The sequence below is a fragment of the Pseudomonas sp. HY2-MNA-CIBAN-0224 genome, assembly GCF_040310285.1.
Taxonomy (GTDB): Bacteria; Pseudomonadota; Gammaproteobacteria; order Pseudomonadales; family Pseudomonadaceae; genus Aquipseudomonas; species Aquipseudomonas helleri.
Window position 1 is genome coordinate 1 of sequence record NZ_JBEOPQ010000015.1, and the last position, 17915, is coordinate 17915.

General features: G+C 59.2%; 12 protein-coding genes. All 12 read right to left on the reverse strand.

Going from position 1 to position 17915, the window contains the following annotated elements; all coding sequences use genetic code 11:
- Positions 1-77: 77 nt before the first annotated feature.
- Positions 78-1658, reverse strand: a complete 1581-nt coding sequence (locus tag AAEZ03_RS09735; protein ID WP_278939567.1) for an ABC transporter ATP-binding protein — start codon at positions 1656-1658, stop codon at positions 78-80.
- A 1-nt stretch (position 1659) separates the two neighbouring features.
- Positions 1660-2682: an ABC transporter permease gene (locus AAEZ03_RS09740; protein WP_350578093.1), complete on the reverse strand. Its 1023-nt coding sequence runs from the start codon at positions 2680-2682 to the stop codon at positions 1660-1662.
- The gene (locus AAEZ03_RS09745; RefSeq protein WP_048369962.1) at positions 2682-3752 is read right to left on the reverse strand and encodes a microcin C ABC transporter permease YejB; all 1071 of its coding nucleotides are present in this window, start codon (positions 3750-3752) and stop codon (positions 2682-2684) included. The genes AAEZ03_RS09740 and AAEZ03_RS09745 overlap by 1 nt, the downstream gene beginning before the upstream one ends.
- A 1-nt stretch (position 3753) precedes the next feature.
- Positions 3754-5643: an extracellular solute-binding protein gene (locus AAEZ03_RS09750; protein ID WP_123748843.1), complete on the reverse strand. Its 1890-nt coding sequence runs from the start codon at positions 5641-5643 to the stop codon at positions 3754-3756.
- Between the two features lie 109 nt (positions 5644-5752).
- The gene (locus AAEZ03_RS09755) at positions 5753-8482 is read right to left on the reverse strand and encodes a TonB-dependent receptor (RefSeq protein ID WP_123748844.1); all 2730 of its coding nucleotides are present in this window, start codon (positions 8480-8482) and stop codon (positions 5753-5755) included.
- Positions 8483-8748: 266 nt separating this feature from the next.
- Positions 8749-9150: an ExbD/TolR family protein gene (locus tag AAEZ03_RS09760; protein ID WP_048369966.1), complete on the reverse strand. Its 402-nt coding sequence runs from the start codon at positions 9148-9150 to the stop codon at positions 8749-8751.
- On the reverse strand, positions 9150-9854 hold the full coding sequence (locus tag AAEZ03_RS09765; protein ID WP_088500391.1) for a MotA/TolQ/ExbB proton channel family protein: 705 nt from the start codon (positions 9852-9854) through the stop codon (positions 9150-9152). The genes AAEZ03_RS09760 and AAEZ03_RS09765 overlap by 1 nt, the downstream gene beginning before the upstream one ends.
- 62 nt (positions 9855-9916) lie before the next feature.
- The gene (locus tag AAEZ03_RS09770) at positions 9917-10726 is read right to left on the reverse strand and encodes an energy transducer TonB (protein ID WP_350578097.1); all 810 of its coding nucleotides are present in this window, start codon (positions 10724-10726) and stop codon (positions 9917-9919) included.
- A 466-nt stretch (positions 10727-11192) separates the two neighbouring features.
- A complete protein-coding gene (locus AAEZ03_RS09775; protein WP_350578099.1) occupies positions 11193-12527 on the reverse strand; it encodes a TldD/PmbA family protein in 1335 nt (444 codons plus the stop codon).
- On the reverse strand, positions 12527-13960 hold the full coding sequence (locus AAEZ03_RS09780) for a TldD/PmbA family protein (protein WP_410174358.1): 1434 nt from the start codon (positions 13958-13960) through the stop codon (positions 12527-12529). Before AAEZ03_RS09780 ends, AAEZ03_RS09775 begins: the two co-directional genes overlap by 1 nt.
- Positions 13961-14056: 96 nt before the next feature.
- Entirely contained in the window at positions 14057-15871 is a 1815-nt protein-coding gene (locus AAEZ03_RS09785) for an ABC transporter ATP-binding protein (protein ID WP_350578102.1), read from the reverse strand.
- Positions 15872-16334: 463 nt separating this feature from the next.
- Positions 16335-17915, reverse strand: coding sequence for an ABC transporter ATP-binding protein (locus AAEZ03_RS09790; protein WP_350578105.1), 1581 nt, complete (start codon positions 17913-17915; stop codon positions 16335-16337).

The following is a 17915-nucleotide window of genomic DNA, read 5'->3' on the forward strand; positions in this document are numbered from 1 at the left end:
TTATACGCGCCCGCGGTGGCCTCGCGATCTTTTAAAAGATCAAAAGATCGCGAGGCAAGCTCGCTCCTACAGCCGGTTTAAACCGTCACGCTGCTCGCCTGTAACAGCTCGCGGGTGTACGGGTGTTGCGGGTTGCCGAACAGGGCTTGCGCATCACCTTGTTCCACCACTTTGCCGTCCTTGATCACGATCATGTCGTGGGCCAGGGCATGCACCACCGCCAGGTCGTGGCTGATAAACAGGTAGGTCAGGCCGTGCCGGGCCTGCAAGTCACGGAGTAAATCCACCACTTGTTTTTGCACGGTGCGGTCCAGCGCCGAGGTCGGTTCGTCGAGCAGGATCAGGGCCGGCTCCATGATCAGCGCCCGGGCGATGGAGATGCGCTGGCGCTGGCCGCCCGAGAATTCGTGCGGGTAGCGGTGGCGGCTCTCAGGATCGAGCCCCACCTCTTGCAGCACGCGAATCACTGCGGCTTCACGCTCTTTTTCGGTGCCGATGTCGTGAGCCAGCAACCCTTCGCTGATGATCTGCTGCACCGACATGCGCGGGCTCAAGCTGCCGAAGGGGTCCTGGAATACCACCTGCATTTGCCGACGCAACGGGCGCAGCAGGTCCTGGTTAAGCAGGTTGAGCTGTTTGTTGCCAAAACGGATGTCGCCCTCGGACTCCACCAATCGCAAGATCGCCTGGCCCAAGGTCGATTTGCCCGAGCCGGATTCGCCAACAATGCCCAGGGTCTTGCCTTTTTTCAGCTCAAAACTGACCCCGTCCACGGCCTTGACGTAATGCCGCTCGCGGCTGAACAGGGGCTTGGGCAGGGGGAACCAGACTTTCAAATCGTCGACTTCCAGCAGGTTGTGCCGGTAGTCGCAGGGCACCGGGCTGCCGCTGGGTTCGGCCTCGATCAGCATGCGGCTGTAAGGGTGTTGCGGGGCTTTAAACAGATCCTCGCAGGTGGCCTGCTCGACAATTTCACCGCCGCGCATCACGCACACGCGCTGGGCGATTTTGCGTACCAGGTTGAGGTCGTGGCTGATCAGCAGCAACGACATGCCCAGACGCTGTTGCAGGTCGATCAGCAGTTCCAGAATCTTCTGCTGCACGGTGACGTCCAGTGCGGTGGTCGGCTCGTCGGCGATCAACAGTTCAGGCTCGTTGGCCAGCGCCATGGCGATCATCACCCGCTGGCGCTGGCCGCCAGACAGCTGATGCGGATACGCATTAAGGCGTTTGTGCGGGTCGCGAATGCCCACCAGGGTCAGCAGTTCCAGGGTGCGTTCACGGGCGGCACGTTTTTTCAGGCCTTTGTGGGTGATCAGCACTTCGCTGATTTGCTTTTCAACCGTGTGCAGCGGGTTGAGCGAGGTCATCGGCTCCTGGAAAATCATCGCGATGCGATTGCCGCGCAGGCTGCGCAACTGGCTGTCGCTGGCGTTTACCAGGTCGGTGCCGTTGTAGCGGATGCTGCCTTGGGTTTCCACACTATTGCCCGGCAACAGGCGCAGGATCGAGTGCGCCGTCACCGACTTGCCCGAGCCCGATTCGCCCACCAGCGCCAGGCACTCACCCCGGTGAATATCCAGGTTGATGCCGTGCACCACTTCACGCCCGGCAAAGCCGACGCGCAGGTCACGTATTTCAATCAATGTGTCGTTCATCTCAACTCCGGGGATCAAATGCGTCACGGCAGGCTTCACCGATAAACACCAGTAACGACAAAATCAGCGCCAGTACGCAGAACGCGGTCAGGCCCAGCCACGGAGCTTGCAGGTTGCGCTTGGCCTGACCGATCAGCTCACCCAGCGAGGCGGTGCCGGGCGGCATGCCGAAGCCGAGAAAATCCAGGGCGGTAAGGGTGGCAATTGCGCCGGTCAAAATGAACGGGATGTACGTCAGGGTCGAGGTCATGGCGTTGGGCAGAATGTGCCGACGCATCAGTGCGCCATTGGTCAAACCCAAGGCCCGTGCGGCTTTGACGTATTCCAGATTGCGCCCGCGCAAAAATTCGGCGCGCACCACGTCCACCAGGGCCAGCCAACTGAACAGCGCCATGATGCCCAGCAGCCACCAAAAACTCGGTGCCACAAAGCCCGACAAAATGATCAGCAAGTACAGCACCGGCAGCCCGGCCCAGACTTCTTGCAGACGCTGGCCGATGAGGTCCACCAGACCGCCATAAAAGCCCTGCAAGGCACCGGCGGTAATGCCGATCAAGGCGCTGACTGCAGTGAGGATCAAGGCAAACAGAATCGAAATTCGCGCGCCAAAAATCACCCGTGCCAGCACGTCACGGGCCTGTTCGTCAGTGCCTAGCCAGTTGGTGGTGCTCGGGGGGCTGGGCGCCGGTTCATTGAGGTCGTAGTTGACCGTGTCGTAGCTGAACGGAATGGGCGCAAAGAGCATCCAGCCGCCCTGGTCGGTGATCAACTTGCGTACGTAATCGCTGCTGTAGTCCGGCTCAAAAGGCAGCTCGCCGCCAAAGTCGGTTTCGCTGTAGTGCGACACAATTGGAAAGTACCAATGGTCTTTGTAGTGCACGGCCAGCGGTTTGTCGTTGGCGATCAATTCGCCGCCCAGGCACAGCACAAACAGGCCGACAAATAACCACAGCGACCACCAGCCACGGCGGTTGGCCTTGAAGTGGGCGAGGCGTCGACGGCCCAGAGGAGAGAGGGTAAACATCAGGCATTCCTCGCCGAGAAGTCGATACGGGGGTCGAGCAGGGTGTAGCAAATATCGCCGATCAGTTTGATCAGCAGCCCGAACAGGGTGAACAAAAACAGCGTGCCGAACACCACGGGATAGTCGCGTGACACCGCGGCTTCGTAGCTCATACGGCCAATGCCGTCGAGGTTGAAGATGGTTTCGATCAGCAAGGAGCCGGCGAAAAACACCTCGATCAACGCCTGGGGAATCCCCGCCACCACCAGCAACATGGCGTTGCGCAGCACATGGCCGTAGAGCACGCGTTTTTCGGTCAAGCCCTTGGCCCGTGCGGTGACCACGTACTGGCGGCTGATTTCATTTAAAAAGCTGTTTTTGGTGAGGATGGTCAGGGTCGCAAAGCCGCCGATCACCAGCGCGCTCACCGGCAGCACCATGTGCCACAGGTAGTCGGCGATCTTGCCGAAAAAGCTGAGGCTGTCGAAGTTGTCCGAGACCAGCCCCTGAATCGGGAACCAGCTCAGGTAACTGCCCCCGGCGAAGACCACGATCAGCAAAATGGCGAACAGGAACGCGGGCATGGCGTAGCCGACGATGATCGCGGTGCTGGTCCACATGTCAAAGGCACTGCCGTTGTGAATGGCCTTGCGAATGCCCAGCGGGATCGACACCAGGTAGGTGATGAACGTGGCCCAGAACCCCAGCGAAATCGTCACCGGGAGCTTTTGCAGGATCAGGTCGGTGACCGTGGAACCGCGAAAAAAACTGCTGCCGAAATCCAGTTGCGCGTAGTTCTTGAGCATCAGCCACAAGCGCTCGTGCATCGGTTTGTCGAAGCCATAATGTTTGGTGATTTCTTCGATAAGGGCCGGGTCAAGGCCGCGGCTGCTACGGCTGGCGCCTGCGCTGTGGGCGGCCATTTCGCCGCCACCGCCGCCGACGGAGGCACCACTGAACCCCTGCAAGCGGGCAATGGCCTGATCCACCGGGCCACCGGGAGCGGCCTGCACGATCAAAAAGTTGACCACCAGAATGCACAGCAGGGTGGGGATGATGAGCAATAAGCGACGACTGATGTAATGCCACATCTTAATGATTCTCTGCCGGAGTGTTGGAAGCAGGCGCGTTGGCCTTGTTGAACTGCGCGTTGCTTTGCGCGGTTTTGCTGACTTCCCACCAGGTGTTCAAGCCCTCGTCGTACTTGGGCTCTAGCGCCGGGCGACCGAAGCGGTTCTGGTACACGGTCGGGGTGCCGATGGAGTAGTAGTTGGGGATCATGTAATAACCCCACTGCAAGACCCGATCGAGGGCGCGGGCGTAATGCACCATCTCCTCGCGGCTGTTGGCTTGCACCAGTCCGTCCAGCAGGGTGTCGACCGCCGGGTCACGCAGCACAAAGGCGTTGGACGCGCCGGGCTGGGTGGCGCTGCTGGAACCGTACATGTCGTACATTTCGCGGCCCGGCGAGACGATGGGCTGGCCGCTGCGCGGGAAGCCCACCACGATCATGTCGTAGTCACGGGCATTGAGGCGGTTGATGTATTGCGCAGAGTCGATCTTGCGGATGTCCATGTTGATGCCGATCTGCGCCAGGGTGCGCTTGTACGGCATGATCATGCGGTCGAAGCCGCCCTGGCCGTCGAGAAAGGTGAAGCTCAGTTGCTCTCCCTTGGCGTTGACCAGTTTGTTGTCTTTGGGTGTCCAGCCGGCTTGTTTGAGCAATGCCAGGGCTTGCAGTTGTTTGTCGCGGATGTAGCCGCTGCCATCGGTTTTCGGCGCCTGATAGACCTGGGTGAACACCTCGTCGGGGATCTTGCCGCGCAGCGGTTCGAGAATTTCCAGCTCGCGGGGATCGGGCAGTTCGGTGGCGGCCATTTCACTCTTCGGGAAGTAGCTCTGCTGGCGCACATAGAAGTTGCGCATCATCTGCTTGTTGGTCCACTCAAAGTCCCACAGCAGGCTCAACGCCTGGCGAACGCGGCGGTCCTGAAAAAACGGGTTTTGCAGGTTGAAGGCAAAGCCTTGTGCAGCGCCCGGTTTGTCTTTGGCAAACACCCCGCGTTGCAGGCGCCCGTCGGTCAGCGCCGGGCTGTCGTAGCCAATGCTGAAACCGGTGGCCGAGAACTCGCGGTTGTAATCAAACGCACCGGCCTTGAGCAGTTGCCGGGCGATGTCGGTGTCGCTGTAAAAGTTCACCGTCAGGCGGTCGAAGTTGTACATGCCCTTGCTCACGGGCAAGTCTTTGGCCCACCAATTTTTGTTGCGTTCAAAGGTGATGCTGCGGCCGGGGTCGACGTGCGACACCGAATACGGGCCGCTTCCCAGCGGTGGTTCGAAGCCTCCGCCAGTGGCGAAGTCGCGGGTCTTCCACCAGTGTTCGGGCATGATCCGCAAGCTGGCCAGGTCGAGGGCCAGGGTGCGGTTCTGGTTGTTTTTGAAGTCGAAGCGGATTTGCAACGGGCCTTCGACGACCACGTCTTTGACCTCGCCATAGACCATGCGGTAGCCCAGGCTACCCTTGGTCATCAGGGTGTTGTAGGTGAAGGCGACGTCTTGCGCGGTGATGGGAGTGTCATCGGCAAAGCGGGCCTTGGGGTTCAGGTAAAAGCGCACCCAGAGGCCGTCCGGGTCACGTTCCATCTTTTGCGCGATCAGACCATAGACGGTGTAAGGCTCGTCCAGGGAACGGAACGCCAGGGGCGCGTACAACCAGTCATCCACCTGTGCAACGCCGGTGCCTTGGTCGATGTAAGGGACGATGTAGTTGAACTGGCCGATTTCCATCGAGGCCCGGCTCAGCGAGCCGCCTTTGGGCGCGTCGGGATTGACGTAATCGAAGTGCTGGAAGTTGTCCGGGTATTTGGCTGCTTCGCCGTACACCGTCAGCGCCTGGCTGGGCGCGGCGTTCACACTCAGGCACAGGCACGATAGCGCAGGCACCAGCAGTGAGCGAAGCAGGGGCAGGAAGAGTGAAGACATGATGGGGTTTCCTTGTACCGCGTGTGGAGCCCTGTAGGAGCGAGTCTCGCGATCTTTATTGAAGGTCAAAAGATCGCGAGGCAAGCTCGCTCCAACAGGGTGTTATCACTTAGAAGTGGTAAGTCGCACGGGCGAAGAAGGTACGGCCCATCGGGTCGGCGTAACGAGGGTCGTAACCGCTCTGGAAGTTGTAAGCCTGATTGGAGAACGGCGGGTTGCGGTCAAACATGTTTTTGATCCCCACATCCAGGTCCACGGTTTTGTTGAAGGTGTAGCCACCCGAGATGTCCCACAGAGCGTAAGAGGCTACGCGCGAGTGAGTGTCGGTGTCGTAGTCGTTGTAGCCGCTGGTGAAGCGGTTGACCAACGAAGCGCGGTAAGGGCCCAGGTTCCAGGTGCCGCTCAGCACGTGTTTCCAGCGGGCGATCATGCCAGTACCTTCAAATGCGCCAACGTTGTCGGTGTACTCGCCGCCAATGGTGGTCTGGTAGTCATAGCGCGACACGTAGGTGCCTTGCAGGCCCAGGCCGAACTGGCCATACGGGGTGTTTGGAAACTTGTAGTCGAGTGTGACGTCAACACCGCTGGTTTTTACTGCGCCCAGGTTGGCCAGGCCGGTTTGTACGTAGTTGAGCGAACCGTCAGCATTGCGGATATAGCGATCGGCATACGCATTCGGGTCATCAAAGACGGTGGATTCCGGGAACTCGGCGATCTGGTTGGCGATGTGGATCCACCAGAAATCCAGGCCCATCGACAGGTTGCGCACCGGCTGGTAGACAAAACCCAAGGTGAGGTTGCGTGCCTTCTCTGGGGACAGGTCAGTGTTGCCACCGGTACGGTTATGGAACTGCTGGCCGCAGTCGCGACCGGCATTGCCGCCAGGTTGTACAACGCCACCGGTACACAGTTTCGGGTCGTTGTAGTAGCCCTGGGTGAATGTGGTGTATTGCGGGTTGTACAGCTCATACAGCGACGGAGCGCGGAAACCTTCGCTGTACGCGCCACGCACCACCAGTTCTTTGATCGGCTGATAACGGAACGAGTATTTCGGGTTGGTGGTGCTGCCAAAATCGCTGTATTTGTCGTGACGCACGGCCGCCGACAGTTCAAGGCTGTCCAGCACCGGTACGTTCAGCTCGGTGTACACCGCCTTCACGGTTCGATCACCCTTGACACTGCCGTCCGGGTCGACGCCCAGGCTGGAGATGTCTGCTGCGTATTGCTCATAGCTCTGATGGAAGTTCTCCTGACGGAATTCACCACCGATAGCCAGACCTGAAGAACCGGCACCGAACCAGTCTCCGATTTCGCGGCTCATGCGTCCGTCAATTCCAGTTACCCGGCCTACCGATGACGAGTACTGGCCGTGATAACGATTGGCGTCAATCAATGCCTGGCCAGCAGCACTTTGTGGGCCGAACGGGTTGATGATGCCGTCGGCGATGCCGTCAATCATGGCGGCGTCGCTGACATATCCCCCAGTGACACTGGAGATGACCTTGTTCTGGTTGTACGAGGCGCCGACGTTGTAATCCCAGCCCTTGGCGATGCCGTCGAAGCTCAGCACCAGACGCTGGCTGGTGTTCTGGTCTTTAGATGCGCGCGCACCGGCGGCGGTTTCACGCCAGTTAAAGTCGATTGGCTGGGTCGGATCGAAGTTGGGGTTACTTGACGCCGGGGTGATCCCATTACCTGGGAAGTAGGGGGACGACGGGTCCATGGTCATGCCCGTCAGCGGTGCAGGGCCGACCTGTGTCGCGTTATTGTTGCGTGCAAAGAAGTATTCGAGATTGACGTTGTCGTCGTCAGTGATTTTGCCAGTGGCTTTACCAAAGAATGAGGTCTTTTCAGTCGCTGGCAGCAGGTCGATGTAATTACGTGTATCAAAGCGGCAAACGCCCTGGCGTGCCACCAGGTCGGGACCATTACAGTTACCCGCTGACAATGGGTTAGTGCTGACGCCACCCTGGCTGTAGTTGGACGGGTAGGAGGTGCCCGAGGTCTGATCCAGGCCACGACCCGGGGCGTAGCTGGTGGCGAAGGTTCGGTCCTTGGCCCGCAGAGCGTCCTGCTTGTTGTATCCGACAACACCCATGACGTTGAATCGGTCTTTGTCCAGGTCACCATAGCCCCAACTGGCGCTTATGTCTTTTGAGGTGCCGCCACCGCTTGCGTCAGCGCCTTCACCGCCCAGTGAGAGAGTGCCGTCGGTCATGGATTTTTTAGTGATGAAGTTGATGACCCCGCCAATCGCATCGGTGCCGTACAAAGCCGATGCGCCGTCACGCAGGACTTCAACCCGGTCAATCGCGGCGAAAGGGATGGTGTTCAGGTCAACGGCCGAGCCATCAATTGCGTTGTTGCCCAAACGGCGTCCGTTAAGCAGCACCAGGGTTTTGTTGGCACCTATACCGCGCATGTCGGCAAAGCTTGAGCCGCCTGTGCCTGCCCCTACAGAACTGGCCGAGTTACGAATGGACTGGTTGCCCGTGACCCGCTGCATGACTTCTGCAGTGGTGGTCACACCTTCGTTGCGCAGTTGATCGGCGCGCAGAATGGTGATGGGCACGGCGGTTTCTGCGTCAACCCGGCGGATCGCCGAGCCGGTCACTTCAACACGGTCCAGCTGCGTGGTAGGGGCGGGGGCGGCCGTTGCATCGGCGCTCACGGCGGCGCTGCTGACGGCACTGCCCGCATCGTCGGACACGGTGGCTTCTGCTGCCTGCAACTGGCCTGCGCTCATCCCCAGAGCAACCAGATACAGCGGCACAAAACGATGGCGCTGCAAGCTTGCAACGAGCGGTTTGAGGGTGAAACCTGAACTCTTCATCTGCATGGTTATTTCCGACTTTTTCAGACGATTATTGGAATGGCCTTGTGAGCCCTCATGACTCCAGTTGGGTTGTGTCGACCCGTGGCAAAACACTTTTTTCAAGCAAGCCGCTCCCCTGCGCGGACTGACAGCGTTCGCGCGCGGCATGGTTACAGCGGGAAGTCGGTCTCTGTGGCCGCTGCCGCAGGCTGCGATGGGTTGCTAAGCGACCCGCTTGAAGGTCCCTCGGCCCTTATCGCAGCCTTCAGCAGCGGCTGCAGAGGTGAGCGTTACCGAGCAGTCATCACCGAAATCTTGGTGATGCCCGAGCGCTCAATCGAGGCCATGGCCTTGGCCACTTGCCCGTAATTGACGCCTTCGTCAGCCTGGAGCTGAACCCGTACTTCCGGGTCTTGGGCCTTGACGTCCTGCAGGCTTTTTTCCAGCAGCTCGGGGGCCACTTCGTTCTTGGCCAGGAAGAACTTGCCGTCCTGATCCACGCTGACCACCACCGGGTCTTTCTTTTTCTCGGTGGCCACGGCGTCGGTCTTGGGCAGGTTGATCTTGATGGCATTGGTCATCATCGGCGTGGTCACGATGAACACCACCAGCAGTACCAGCATCACGTCCACCAGCGGGGTGACGTTCATTTCACTGAGTACTTCATCGCTGTCTTGAGTTGAGAAAGACATCAGCTTGCCTCCCGCACAGCGGTGCGCTTGGTGGAAATAGGTTGGCGGTCGATGGCGAAAGCGCTGCGCTGGGCGAGGGCGTCGAAGTCATGGGCAAAGTCATCCATGGTGGCCGAGGCCATTTTCAGGCGACGCAGGAAGAAGTTGTAAATCAGCACCGCTGGCACGGCCACGGCAATCCCCACGCCGGTGGCAATCAGGGCGTGGCCGATGGGCCCGGCCACGGTTTCCAGGCTGGCGGAACCGCTGGCGCCGATGCTTTGCAAGGCTTCCATGATCCCCCAGACGGTGCCGAACAGGCCGATGAAGGGCGCGGTGCTGCCGATACTGGCGAGAATCGCCTGGCCGCTTTCCAGGGCGCGGCGTTCTTTCTGGATTTGTTGGCGCAGGTTGCGCTCCAGGCGATCGGCGCGGTTGATGGTGTTGGCCAGTTGCTGGGTGGTTCGCGGCGTGTCATCAACAATCATGGCTTCAAAGCCGCTGTTGGCGATGCGCGCCAGGGCGCCGGGGTACTGGCTGGCGTGTTCGGCGGCGGTGAGCAGGTCGGGGGCGGCCCAGAAGGCCTTGGTGAACTGGTTGTTCTGGGATTTTTGACGCAGGTATTGCGATGACTTGATGAGCAGCAAGGCCCAACTTACCACCGAAAAAAGCACCAAGGCCCAAAGTACCCCAGGGACAATCATGGAAGACAGAGACTCGTTCATGGCTATACCTCGCACTGCGGTTAAATAACGCGCTAATTAATAAGTGTCGGGACCCGGCGGGGTTATTCCGGCAATTTGAAAGCAATGGTCTGGGTGGCGAACCCTTCTATGGGCGTGTCCCCGCGTTTGGCCGGGACAAACTTCCAGTTACGTACAGCGGCGACGGCGGCGTCATCCAGCGCTTGTTTGCCGCTGGACTTGATGACCTCTACCGAGCCTGCGCGGCCGTTAGGCAGCACCTTGATCCGCAGCCCTACCGAGCCTTCCCAGTTACGCCGCAAGGCGATGGACGGGTATTCCGGTGGCGGGTTGCCGAGGCTGGCCAGCCCCGAAATGGCCGCTGTTTCCTTGGCCGGGCCTGGCGCTGCGGCCGGGGCGGCGGGTGCAGCAGGCGCCGCGGGTGCTGGTGGCGCTACCGGAGCCGGTGGCGCTGGCTTGACCGGTTGCGGTTTTTGCACCGGCTTGGGCTTGACCACCGGCTTGGGTTTTTCGATGGGCTTGGGCTTCTCCACGGGTTTGGGCGGTGGCTTGAGCGCATCTTCATCTTCTGGCGGCGCTACGGGCTCCGGCGGTGGCGGTGGTGGAGGTGGCTCTTCGACCGGCGGGGCCGGTGGCGCAGGGCTGTTTAGTTCTACGGTCATTTCCGGGATTTCGGGTGGCGTAATCACCGGCTCGGCTTTGGCGCGCTGGAAAAACCACCAGGCGCTGCCATGCAGCAGCACAACCACACCCACCAACAATAAAATGCGCGGCTTGCTCAGCCCGCCCGGCTGTGAGGTGTTGGGCACATGGGGGATATGTGTCCACTGTTGAACACGCTCAGCTGCCAATAGAGGGGCTGGCCGTTCTTTATGTTTTACCTCGTCACTCATTAAGAGTCCCTCGACAAAATGAAGGGCAATAAGGCTCCGTTCGCCCTTGCGTGCAGGGACGAGAACTAGTCGTTCAACGGTTGTTTCAATGGCGCACTGACAGGTGAATGTTTGCCTGTCAAAAGGCCTTAATCACTGCGCGAATAAAGGGTCATGTTGAGCTCCTGTTGGTTAAGTCAACGGATCCGGATTTTTGTAAGAATTCGTTAAATTATGTATTGCAACGGCTATGCCAACAGTCAAAAAAAAGCCGCTTTGTCGGGTGGATATTTAAGCGCCAAGAGGCAGTTTTGTGCCTTAAGCCGCGTTAATAAGTGCTGAACTTAATTAACGCGGCTTAATAGCGGTTTTGAACTTGAGTTATAAACGTTGATAATCAATTTCTTTGTCTGACAATCTGACGAAAGTTAAGCGTTGTCAAAAAAAGTGCACCAAAGTAAGAGGGCGTGCCTATAAACAGTGCGGCCTATAAGGTCAGGGTTAAACGCTCTACCAGCGCGCCCGGCAGTACATGGCTGTTCAGGCTGCGCCGATCATAAGTCCCCGAATCGATGCACAGCGTTTGCTCGCGGGTCAGGGCCAGCAAGTTGCTGCCGAGCAGGTTATACAGGCTGTCATCGAACCGCATGGTTTCGATGGGTGCGACGATGCGCCCGTTCTCCACCCAAAAGGTGGCAAAGCGGGTCATGCCGGTCAGACTGGCAGAGCCCACATCCGAATAGTTCAGGTACCACAAGTTACTGATGTACAAGCCGGTTCCCAGTTCGCGCAGCACGTCGCTACTGGCCAGTTCGCCGGGGGCCATGACCAGCGAGTGGGGCATTTCCCTGCGGTCGGCACCATTGGCCTGCATGCCGTATTCAGCGGCCGAGCGCGAGCTGACCAGTTGCCCGACCAGCTTTCCGGCCTGGATCAGGTCGATGTCCTGGCGTGCTGTGCCGTCCGGGCCGAAGCCGGGTTCAAAACCGGTGGACGGTTGTTCGCGCAGGCTGACCAAGGGTGATAACTGCTGCTTTCCGAGTTGCAACTGCTGCAATGCGCTCTGGCGGTTGGCAAACGCCTTGGCTGAAAATGCGTCATAACTGAGCAAACCCAGCACTTCCTCCAGTGCCGCAGGGGCCAGATAAGCACGGTACTGCCCCGGTTTGAGGCTGATGCGCGGTGTGCTCAGGTGCGTGAGTTGCTCACGGGCCTGAACAAACACGTCACTTAACGCTTGAGCATCCCATGTGGCTGAACCGTACGTGCTTTTAACCGCCTCGCCACTGGCATCAAACAGGCTCCAGTCAAACAACGCGTTGGCGCATTGATGCCAACCGTAAGCCCCCCAGCTATTGGCGAAGCCGCGATACAGCGTGCCACCGGCATAAATGCCGACCATGTCCAGGCCTTGGCTCAAGTCGCAGATCGTGTCGATGACCTGTTGCAACTCGGGAACCTGCCCCGGCACTTGCCGTTCTGTGCTCCATTCTTGCGTGTCGAGTAATAAATACGGGTCAGCAGGCAACACATTGAGCAGTGCGCGAAGCTCGGTCAGGGTGTGCCCGAGAGTGACGGCATCCTGTGCAAAATCGCCGCTCAGGTTAAGTTGCGCGCTGCTGTGGCGTTCGCCGCGGATCAGCCGCACGGTCAATTCAAGTTGTAGCACCGGGTAAGCCTGGCGCACTTTGCCGTGGTTGAAACGTACGAACTGGCTGTCTTCGGCTTCAAACCACAGGGTGAACTGTTCATCGGTGTGCAACTGGCCCTTAAGCCAGTGTTCCAGCGCCTTGAACGCGCTGGCGAATCGGCAATTGCTCATCAGGCCTGGCCTCCGAATACATCTATCTGACTGAACACACAGGCCGGAGAAGCGTGGCCCACGGTGACGACCTGGTTGGGTTCGCCTTTGCCGCAATTGGGGGTGCCCATGATCTGGTGGGTCGAGGCATCGCCCACGGCGCTCAAGTTGCGCCAGAACTGCGATGAAATACCCCGATAATTCGGGTTTTTGACCACGGCTCCCAGCTCGCCGTTTTCGATCAACTGGCCCCATTCGCAGCCGAACTGGAACTTGTTGCGCGCATCATCGATCGACCACGAGCGGTTGCTGGCCATCAGGATGCCGTGCTCAATGCCGCCAATCAGTTGCTCCATCGACTGATCGCCGGGTTCGATATTGAGGTTGGCCATGCGGTCAATCGGTGCCCGGTTCCAGCTGCAGGCGCGGCTGTTGGCGACGCCCGGCAAGTCGCTGCGGGCCTGGGACAGCGCGCCGCCCATGGGTCGCTGCAAAATCCCCTGGCTGATCAGCAAGTGTTTTTCGGCCGGCAAGCCTTCGTCGTCGTGGCTGTAGCTCACCAGTTCGCCGGGCACGCCGGGGTCGAAGCTGACATTCAGCAGGTCAGAGCCATAACGGTAATGGCCAAACATATCGGGGGTGACAAAGCTGGTGCCGGCGTAGTTGCGCTCATCGCCGAGGATCCGGTCCAGCTCCAGCGGGTGGCCGATGGATTCATGGATCTGCAGGATCATTTGATCCGGCATCAGCAGCACGTCCCGCGGGCCTTGCGGGGTGTTCGGGGCCAGCAGCAGTTGCAGGGCCTCGTCGGCGATGCGGCGGGCCTGCTCGCTCAGTGCCGATTGAGTGACCACATTGGCGCCGCCTTGCTGGGCAAGGCTGTAGGTGCGGCGCTGGCTTTGCTGGCCGTCAAAAGCATTGACGCCCACCTCGGGGTACAGCTGCTGTTGGCTGCGCAGAATGTCGTTGCCCTGGTTGTCCAGGTACAGCTGTTGTTCTTGCACCACACGCAAACGAGCGGACCAGTGCACCAGTCGCGGGTCGCCGGGTACGCTCTGCGAGGTTTTCATCAACAGGGCCAGCCAGTCGGCGGTGTCCGGCAACGGCAGGTCCAGATCGGGTGAGCGGTAATGCGCCTGGACATCCCGTGTTTGCGGCGCTGGATAGTGCAGCAAGCTGCGGCCCCGTAGTGATTGGGCCGTGTGCTGGGCGCGCTCAAGTGCCTGTTGCAAACCCGGCGCGCTGATATCGCTGGTGGCTGCAAAGGCTTGTTGGCCGTCAATGTGTACGCAGACCATGACCCCGCAACTATGGCGCAGTGAAGGAGGTTCAATAACATTGCGCGACACGCCCAATGTTTGCGCTTGTTGTTCAACCAGACGCAATGAAATAAAACCGGGTATGTCGGCACATGTTTGCATGAATCGTCTGAGTGACGATTGTGCGTGACTCATGATGAGTGTCCTTTCAAGTGCAAAGCACCGCGTGTTAATGGCGAGGGCTTTGGGTTAATAAGTTAATAAAAAGCGGCATTAAAAGTGCCGTAGTAGTTACGTGACCAATAATTCATCTTCGCGGGCATCTTTTTCACTTAACAAACCGTCGGACTGGTGTTGCCACAGTCGGTAATAGAGGCCTTTAAGTTCCAGTAAGTGTTGATGACTGCCGTCTTCAACAATCAAGCCTTTATCCAGCACCACAATCCGATCCAGATGCGCAATGGTCGACAGCCGGTGCGCAACAACCAGCACGGTTTTGTCCGCCATGATGTCGTCCAGGCTGCTTTGAATCAGGCTCTCGGTTTCGGAATCGAGGCTGGCGGTGGCTTCGTCGAGTACCAGAATCGGCGCGTTCTTGAGCAGGGCGCGGGCAATGGCGATGCGTTGGCGCTGACCGCCCGACAACTTGACCCCGCGCTCACCGATCAAGGCGTCATAGCCGTCTTGCATGTGCAGGATGAAGTCATGGGCGTGGGCCCGTTTGGCCGCCAGCACAATGGCCGATTCGTCGGCATCAACGTCGCCATAACCGATGTTTTCCCGCAGGGAGCGGTGAAACAGGCCCGGCTCTTGCGGGATCAAGCCGATGTGGCTGTGCAGCGATTGCTGGGTCATGCCCTGAATATCTACGCCGTCGACTTCGACCTGACCTTTTTGCGGGTCGTAGGCACGCAGCAACAGGTTGAGCAGCGTTGACTTGCCCGAACCTGATAGGCCAACAATCCCGACGCGCTGTCCGGCTGCAATGTTCAGGTTGAAGTGTTTGAAAATCGGCTTGTCCGGGCTGTAGCCGAAGTTCACGTCACGAAACCGGATAGTGCCTTTTTCGATACGCGCGGGCAGGGCATCGGTACGGTCCGGCATTTCGTGAGGCTTGAGCAGGGTGTCGATACTGTTCTGGATGTTGCCGATCGACTCGAAAAACTGCATGAACTGCATGCTCAAATAACTGCACTGGGCCACGATCATCAGGCCCAGGGTGGCCACCATCACCAATTGGCCGACGTCTATCTTGCCCAGGTGCCACAGGTACAGCGCGACGGCCACCAGGCCAACGCGCAACACAATCGACAGGCTGTCTTGCAGCAGGCGGATTTTCTCCTGATAGAAAAACGAGCGCTGCGCGGCCTGTTTTTCTTGCGTCTGGTAGCGGTTCAGGTAGTCGAGTTCAAAGTCCTGGCGGGCAAACAGGCGGATGCTGGCCAGATTGCTGACCGCGTCGACAATCTTGCCAGTGGTCACGCTGCGCGCCTTGGCATGATCTGCGGCCAGTACTTGCGCTTTGCGTGACAGCACAAACGCCAGCAATGTATAGGCCAGCACCCACACCAGCAGGCCCAGCCCCAACCAGGGTGAGGCCAGTGTCAGCAGCACCAGGCTGGTGATCAGCACCACCAGAATCGGCAGCATATCGACGATCAGGTTCCAGGTGATTTCCAGCAGGCCAATGCTGCCTTCACCGATGCGGTGGGCCAGGCTGCCGGCAAAATGCTCACCGAAATAGCGGGCCGAATGGCGCTGCAAATAGGCAAACAGGTCACGCACGATGCGTATTTTTTGCTGCGGCCGGACCATGATCATGCACAGCGTGGCGCCACGGGCGCAGAGCATTTGCGCCACGGCCAGGCCAAACAGCAGGCCCAGCGCGGGCAAGCTGGCTTGCCACAGGTCGGCGTGGTCCCACAGGCCGTCACTCACAGCACCGGTGATGCGGCCGATGGCATATGGCATGAGGGTGGCGGTCATTGCCGCGCCGATTTGCAGCGCCGCGATTGCCCAATACCAGCGCGGGTACAGGCGCACGTAATGCCACACATAGGCCCAAGGCCGTTTGGGAGGAACGGAAATAGCGTCAAATTCAGACATGTCTGACCTTTTTTCAAAGCAAAGCGGTCCGCGTTGGCTGCTCGCGCAGAGACGGCCAATGGGGGGGGCGAACAGGTGGAAAGCGCTTATCGGCTGATAGCGCAGCTCAGGCTATGTATCGATGCCGGGCGGGGTACACGAGGCGAACGCGCAGGCGTAAAGGCGGGGGAGTATTTGCAGCGAGTGCACATCAGACATCGTTGTTATTCCTTTTGTACAGCTGATCAATGGCATGACTTTTGGTCTGCCGTTGCACTGAATGTGGACAGTTTTTACGTCCGCGTTCGCAATTGGTGCGGGTTACGCACCCCGGAAGCTGTGTTTTCAACCGGTGAATTGCCAACGCCCAATGACAAGGAAAATCTGTGCCAGTTTTGGTAAAGCTTTGTAAAAAATTAAAGTGTGCCTCGCGATCTTTTCAACGATCAAAAGATCGCGAGGCAAGCTCGCTCCTACAGCCGGGTCAGGGGGTTACGCTGCTCGCTTGTAACAGCTCGCGGGTGTACGGGTGTTGCGGGTTACTGAACAGGCTTTGCGCGTTGCCTTGCTCCACCACTTTGCCGTCCTTGATTACGATCATGTCGTGGGCCAGTGCATGCACCACCGCCAGGTCGTGGCTGATGAACAGGTAGGTCAGGCCGTGTTTGGCCTGTAAGTCACGGAGCAAGTCCACCACTTGTTTTTGCACGGTGCGGTCCAGCGCCGAGGTCGGTTCGTCGAGCAGGATCAACTCCGGTTCCATGATCAACGCCCGGGCGATGGAGATGCGCTGGCGCTGGCCGCCCGAAAATTCGTGCGGGTAGCGGTGGCGGCTCTCAGGGTCGAGCCCGACCTCTTGCAGTACACGGATCACCGCGGCTTCACGTTCCTGCACGGTGCCGATGTTGTGGGCCAGCAATCCCTCGCTGATGATTTGCTGCACCGACATGCGCGGGCTCAAGCTGCCAAACGGGTCTTGAAAGACCACCTGTATATGCCGCCGCAACGGCCGCAATTGGTCTTGGTTGAGTGCCCCGAGTTGCTGGCCGTCGAGTCGGATAGACCCTTGCGACTCCACCAGCCGCAGCACCGCTTGGCCGAGGGTGGATTTGCCCGAACCCGACTCACCGACAATGCCCAGGGTGCGACCTTTTTTCAGCTCAAAACTGACTCCGTCCACGGCCTTGACGTAATGCCGCTCGCGGCTGAACAACGACTTGGGCAAAGGGAACCAGACTTTAAGGTCGTCGACCTGGAGCAGGTTGCTTTGATCGTCAGCAGGCACCGGGCTGCCGCTGGGTTCGGCCTCGATCAGCATGCGGCTGTAGGGGTGCTGCGGGGCTTTAAACAGATCCTTGCAGGTGGCATGTTCGACGATCTCACCGCCGCGCATCACGCACACCCGCTGGGCGATTTTGCGCACCAGGTTGAGGTCGTGGCTGATGAGTAGCAACGACATGCCCAGACGCTGTTGCAGGTCGATCAGCAGCTCGAGGATTTTTTGCTGCACAGTGACGTCCAGCGCCGTGGTCGGTTCGTCAGCGATCAGCAACTCTGGCTCATTGGCCAGCGCCATGGCTATCATCACCCGTTGGCGTTGGCCGCCAGATAGCTGATGCGGATACGCATTGAGGCGATGTTGCGGGTCGCGAATCCCCACCAGTTCCAGCAGTTCAAGGGTTCTGGCCCGTGCTTCGCGTTTTTTCAGGCCCTTGTGGGTGATCAGCACTTCGCTGACTTGCTTTTCGACGGTGTGCAGCGGGTTGAGCGAGGTCATCGGCTCCTGGAAAATCATCGCAATGCGGTTGCCGCGCAAACTGCGCAGTTGCGCAGGGCTGGCGCTCACCAAGTCGATGCCGTTGTAGCGGATGCTGCCTTGGGTTTCGACGTTTTTGCCGGGCAGCAGGCGCAGGATCGAGTGCGCCGTCACCGACTTGCCCGAGCCTGACTCGCCCACCAGTGCCAGGCATTCGCCACGGCGGATATCCAGGTTGACCCCGTGTACTACTTCACGCCCGGCAAAGCCGACGCGCAGGTCACGTATTTCGATCAGTGTGTCGCTCAT

Coding starts and splice junctions, on each gene's coding strand:
- AAEZ03_RS09785 (WP_350578102.1), bottom strand. CDS start 15,871: ATGTCTGAATTTGACGCTATTTCCGTTCCTCCCAAACGGCCTTGGGCC.
- AAEZ03_RS09755 (WP_123748844.1), bottom strand. CDS start 8,482: ATGCAGATGAAGAGTTCAGGTTTCACCCTCAAACCGCTCGTTGCAAGC.
- AAEZ03_RS09745 (WP_048369962.1), bottom strand. CDS start 3,752: ATGTGGCATTACATCAGTCGTCGCTTATTGCTCATCATCCCCACCCTG.
- AAEZ03_RS09765 (WP_088500391.1), bottom strand. CDS start 9,854: ATGAACGAGTCTCTGTCTTCCATGATTGTCCCTGGGGTACTTTGGGCC.
- AAEZ03_RS09775 (WP_350578099.1), bottom strand. CDS start 12,527: ATGAGCAATTGCCGATTCGCCAGCGCGTTCAAGGCGCTGGAACACTGG.
- AAEZ03_RS09740 (WP_350578093.1), bottom strand. CDS start 2,682: ATGTTTACCCTCTCTCCTCTGGGCCGTCGACGCCTCGCCCACTTCAAG.
- AAEZ03_RS09770 (WP_350578097.1), bottom strand. CDS start 10,726: ATGAGTGACGAGGTAAAACATAAAGAACGGCCAGCCCCTCTATTGGCA.
- AAEZ03_RS09735 (WP_278939567.1), bottom strand. CDS start 1,658: ATGAACGACACATTGATTGAAATACGTGACCTGCGCGTCGGCTTTGCC.
- AAEZ03_RS09790 (WP_350578105.1), bottom strand. CDS start 17,915: ATGAGCGACACACTGATCGAAATACGTGACCTGCGCGTCGGCTTTGCC.
- AAEZ03_RS09780 (WP_410174358.1), bottom strand. CDS start 13,960: ATGAGTCACGCACAATCGTCACTCAGACGATTCATGCAAACATGTGCC.
- AAEZ03_RS09760 (WP_048369966.1), bottom strand. CDS start 9,150: ATGTCTTTCTCAACTCAAGACAGCGATGAAGTACTCAGTGAAATGAAC.
- AAEZ03_RS09750 (WP_123748843.1), bottom strand. CDS start 5,643: ATGTCTTCACTCTTCCTGCCCCTGCTTCGCTCACTGCTGGTGCCTGCG.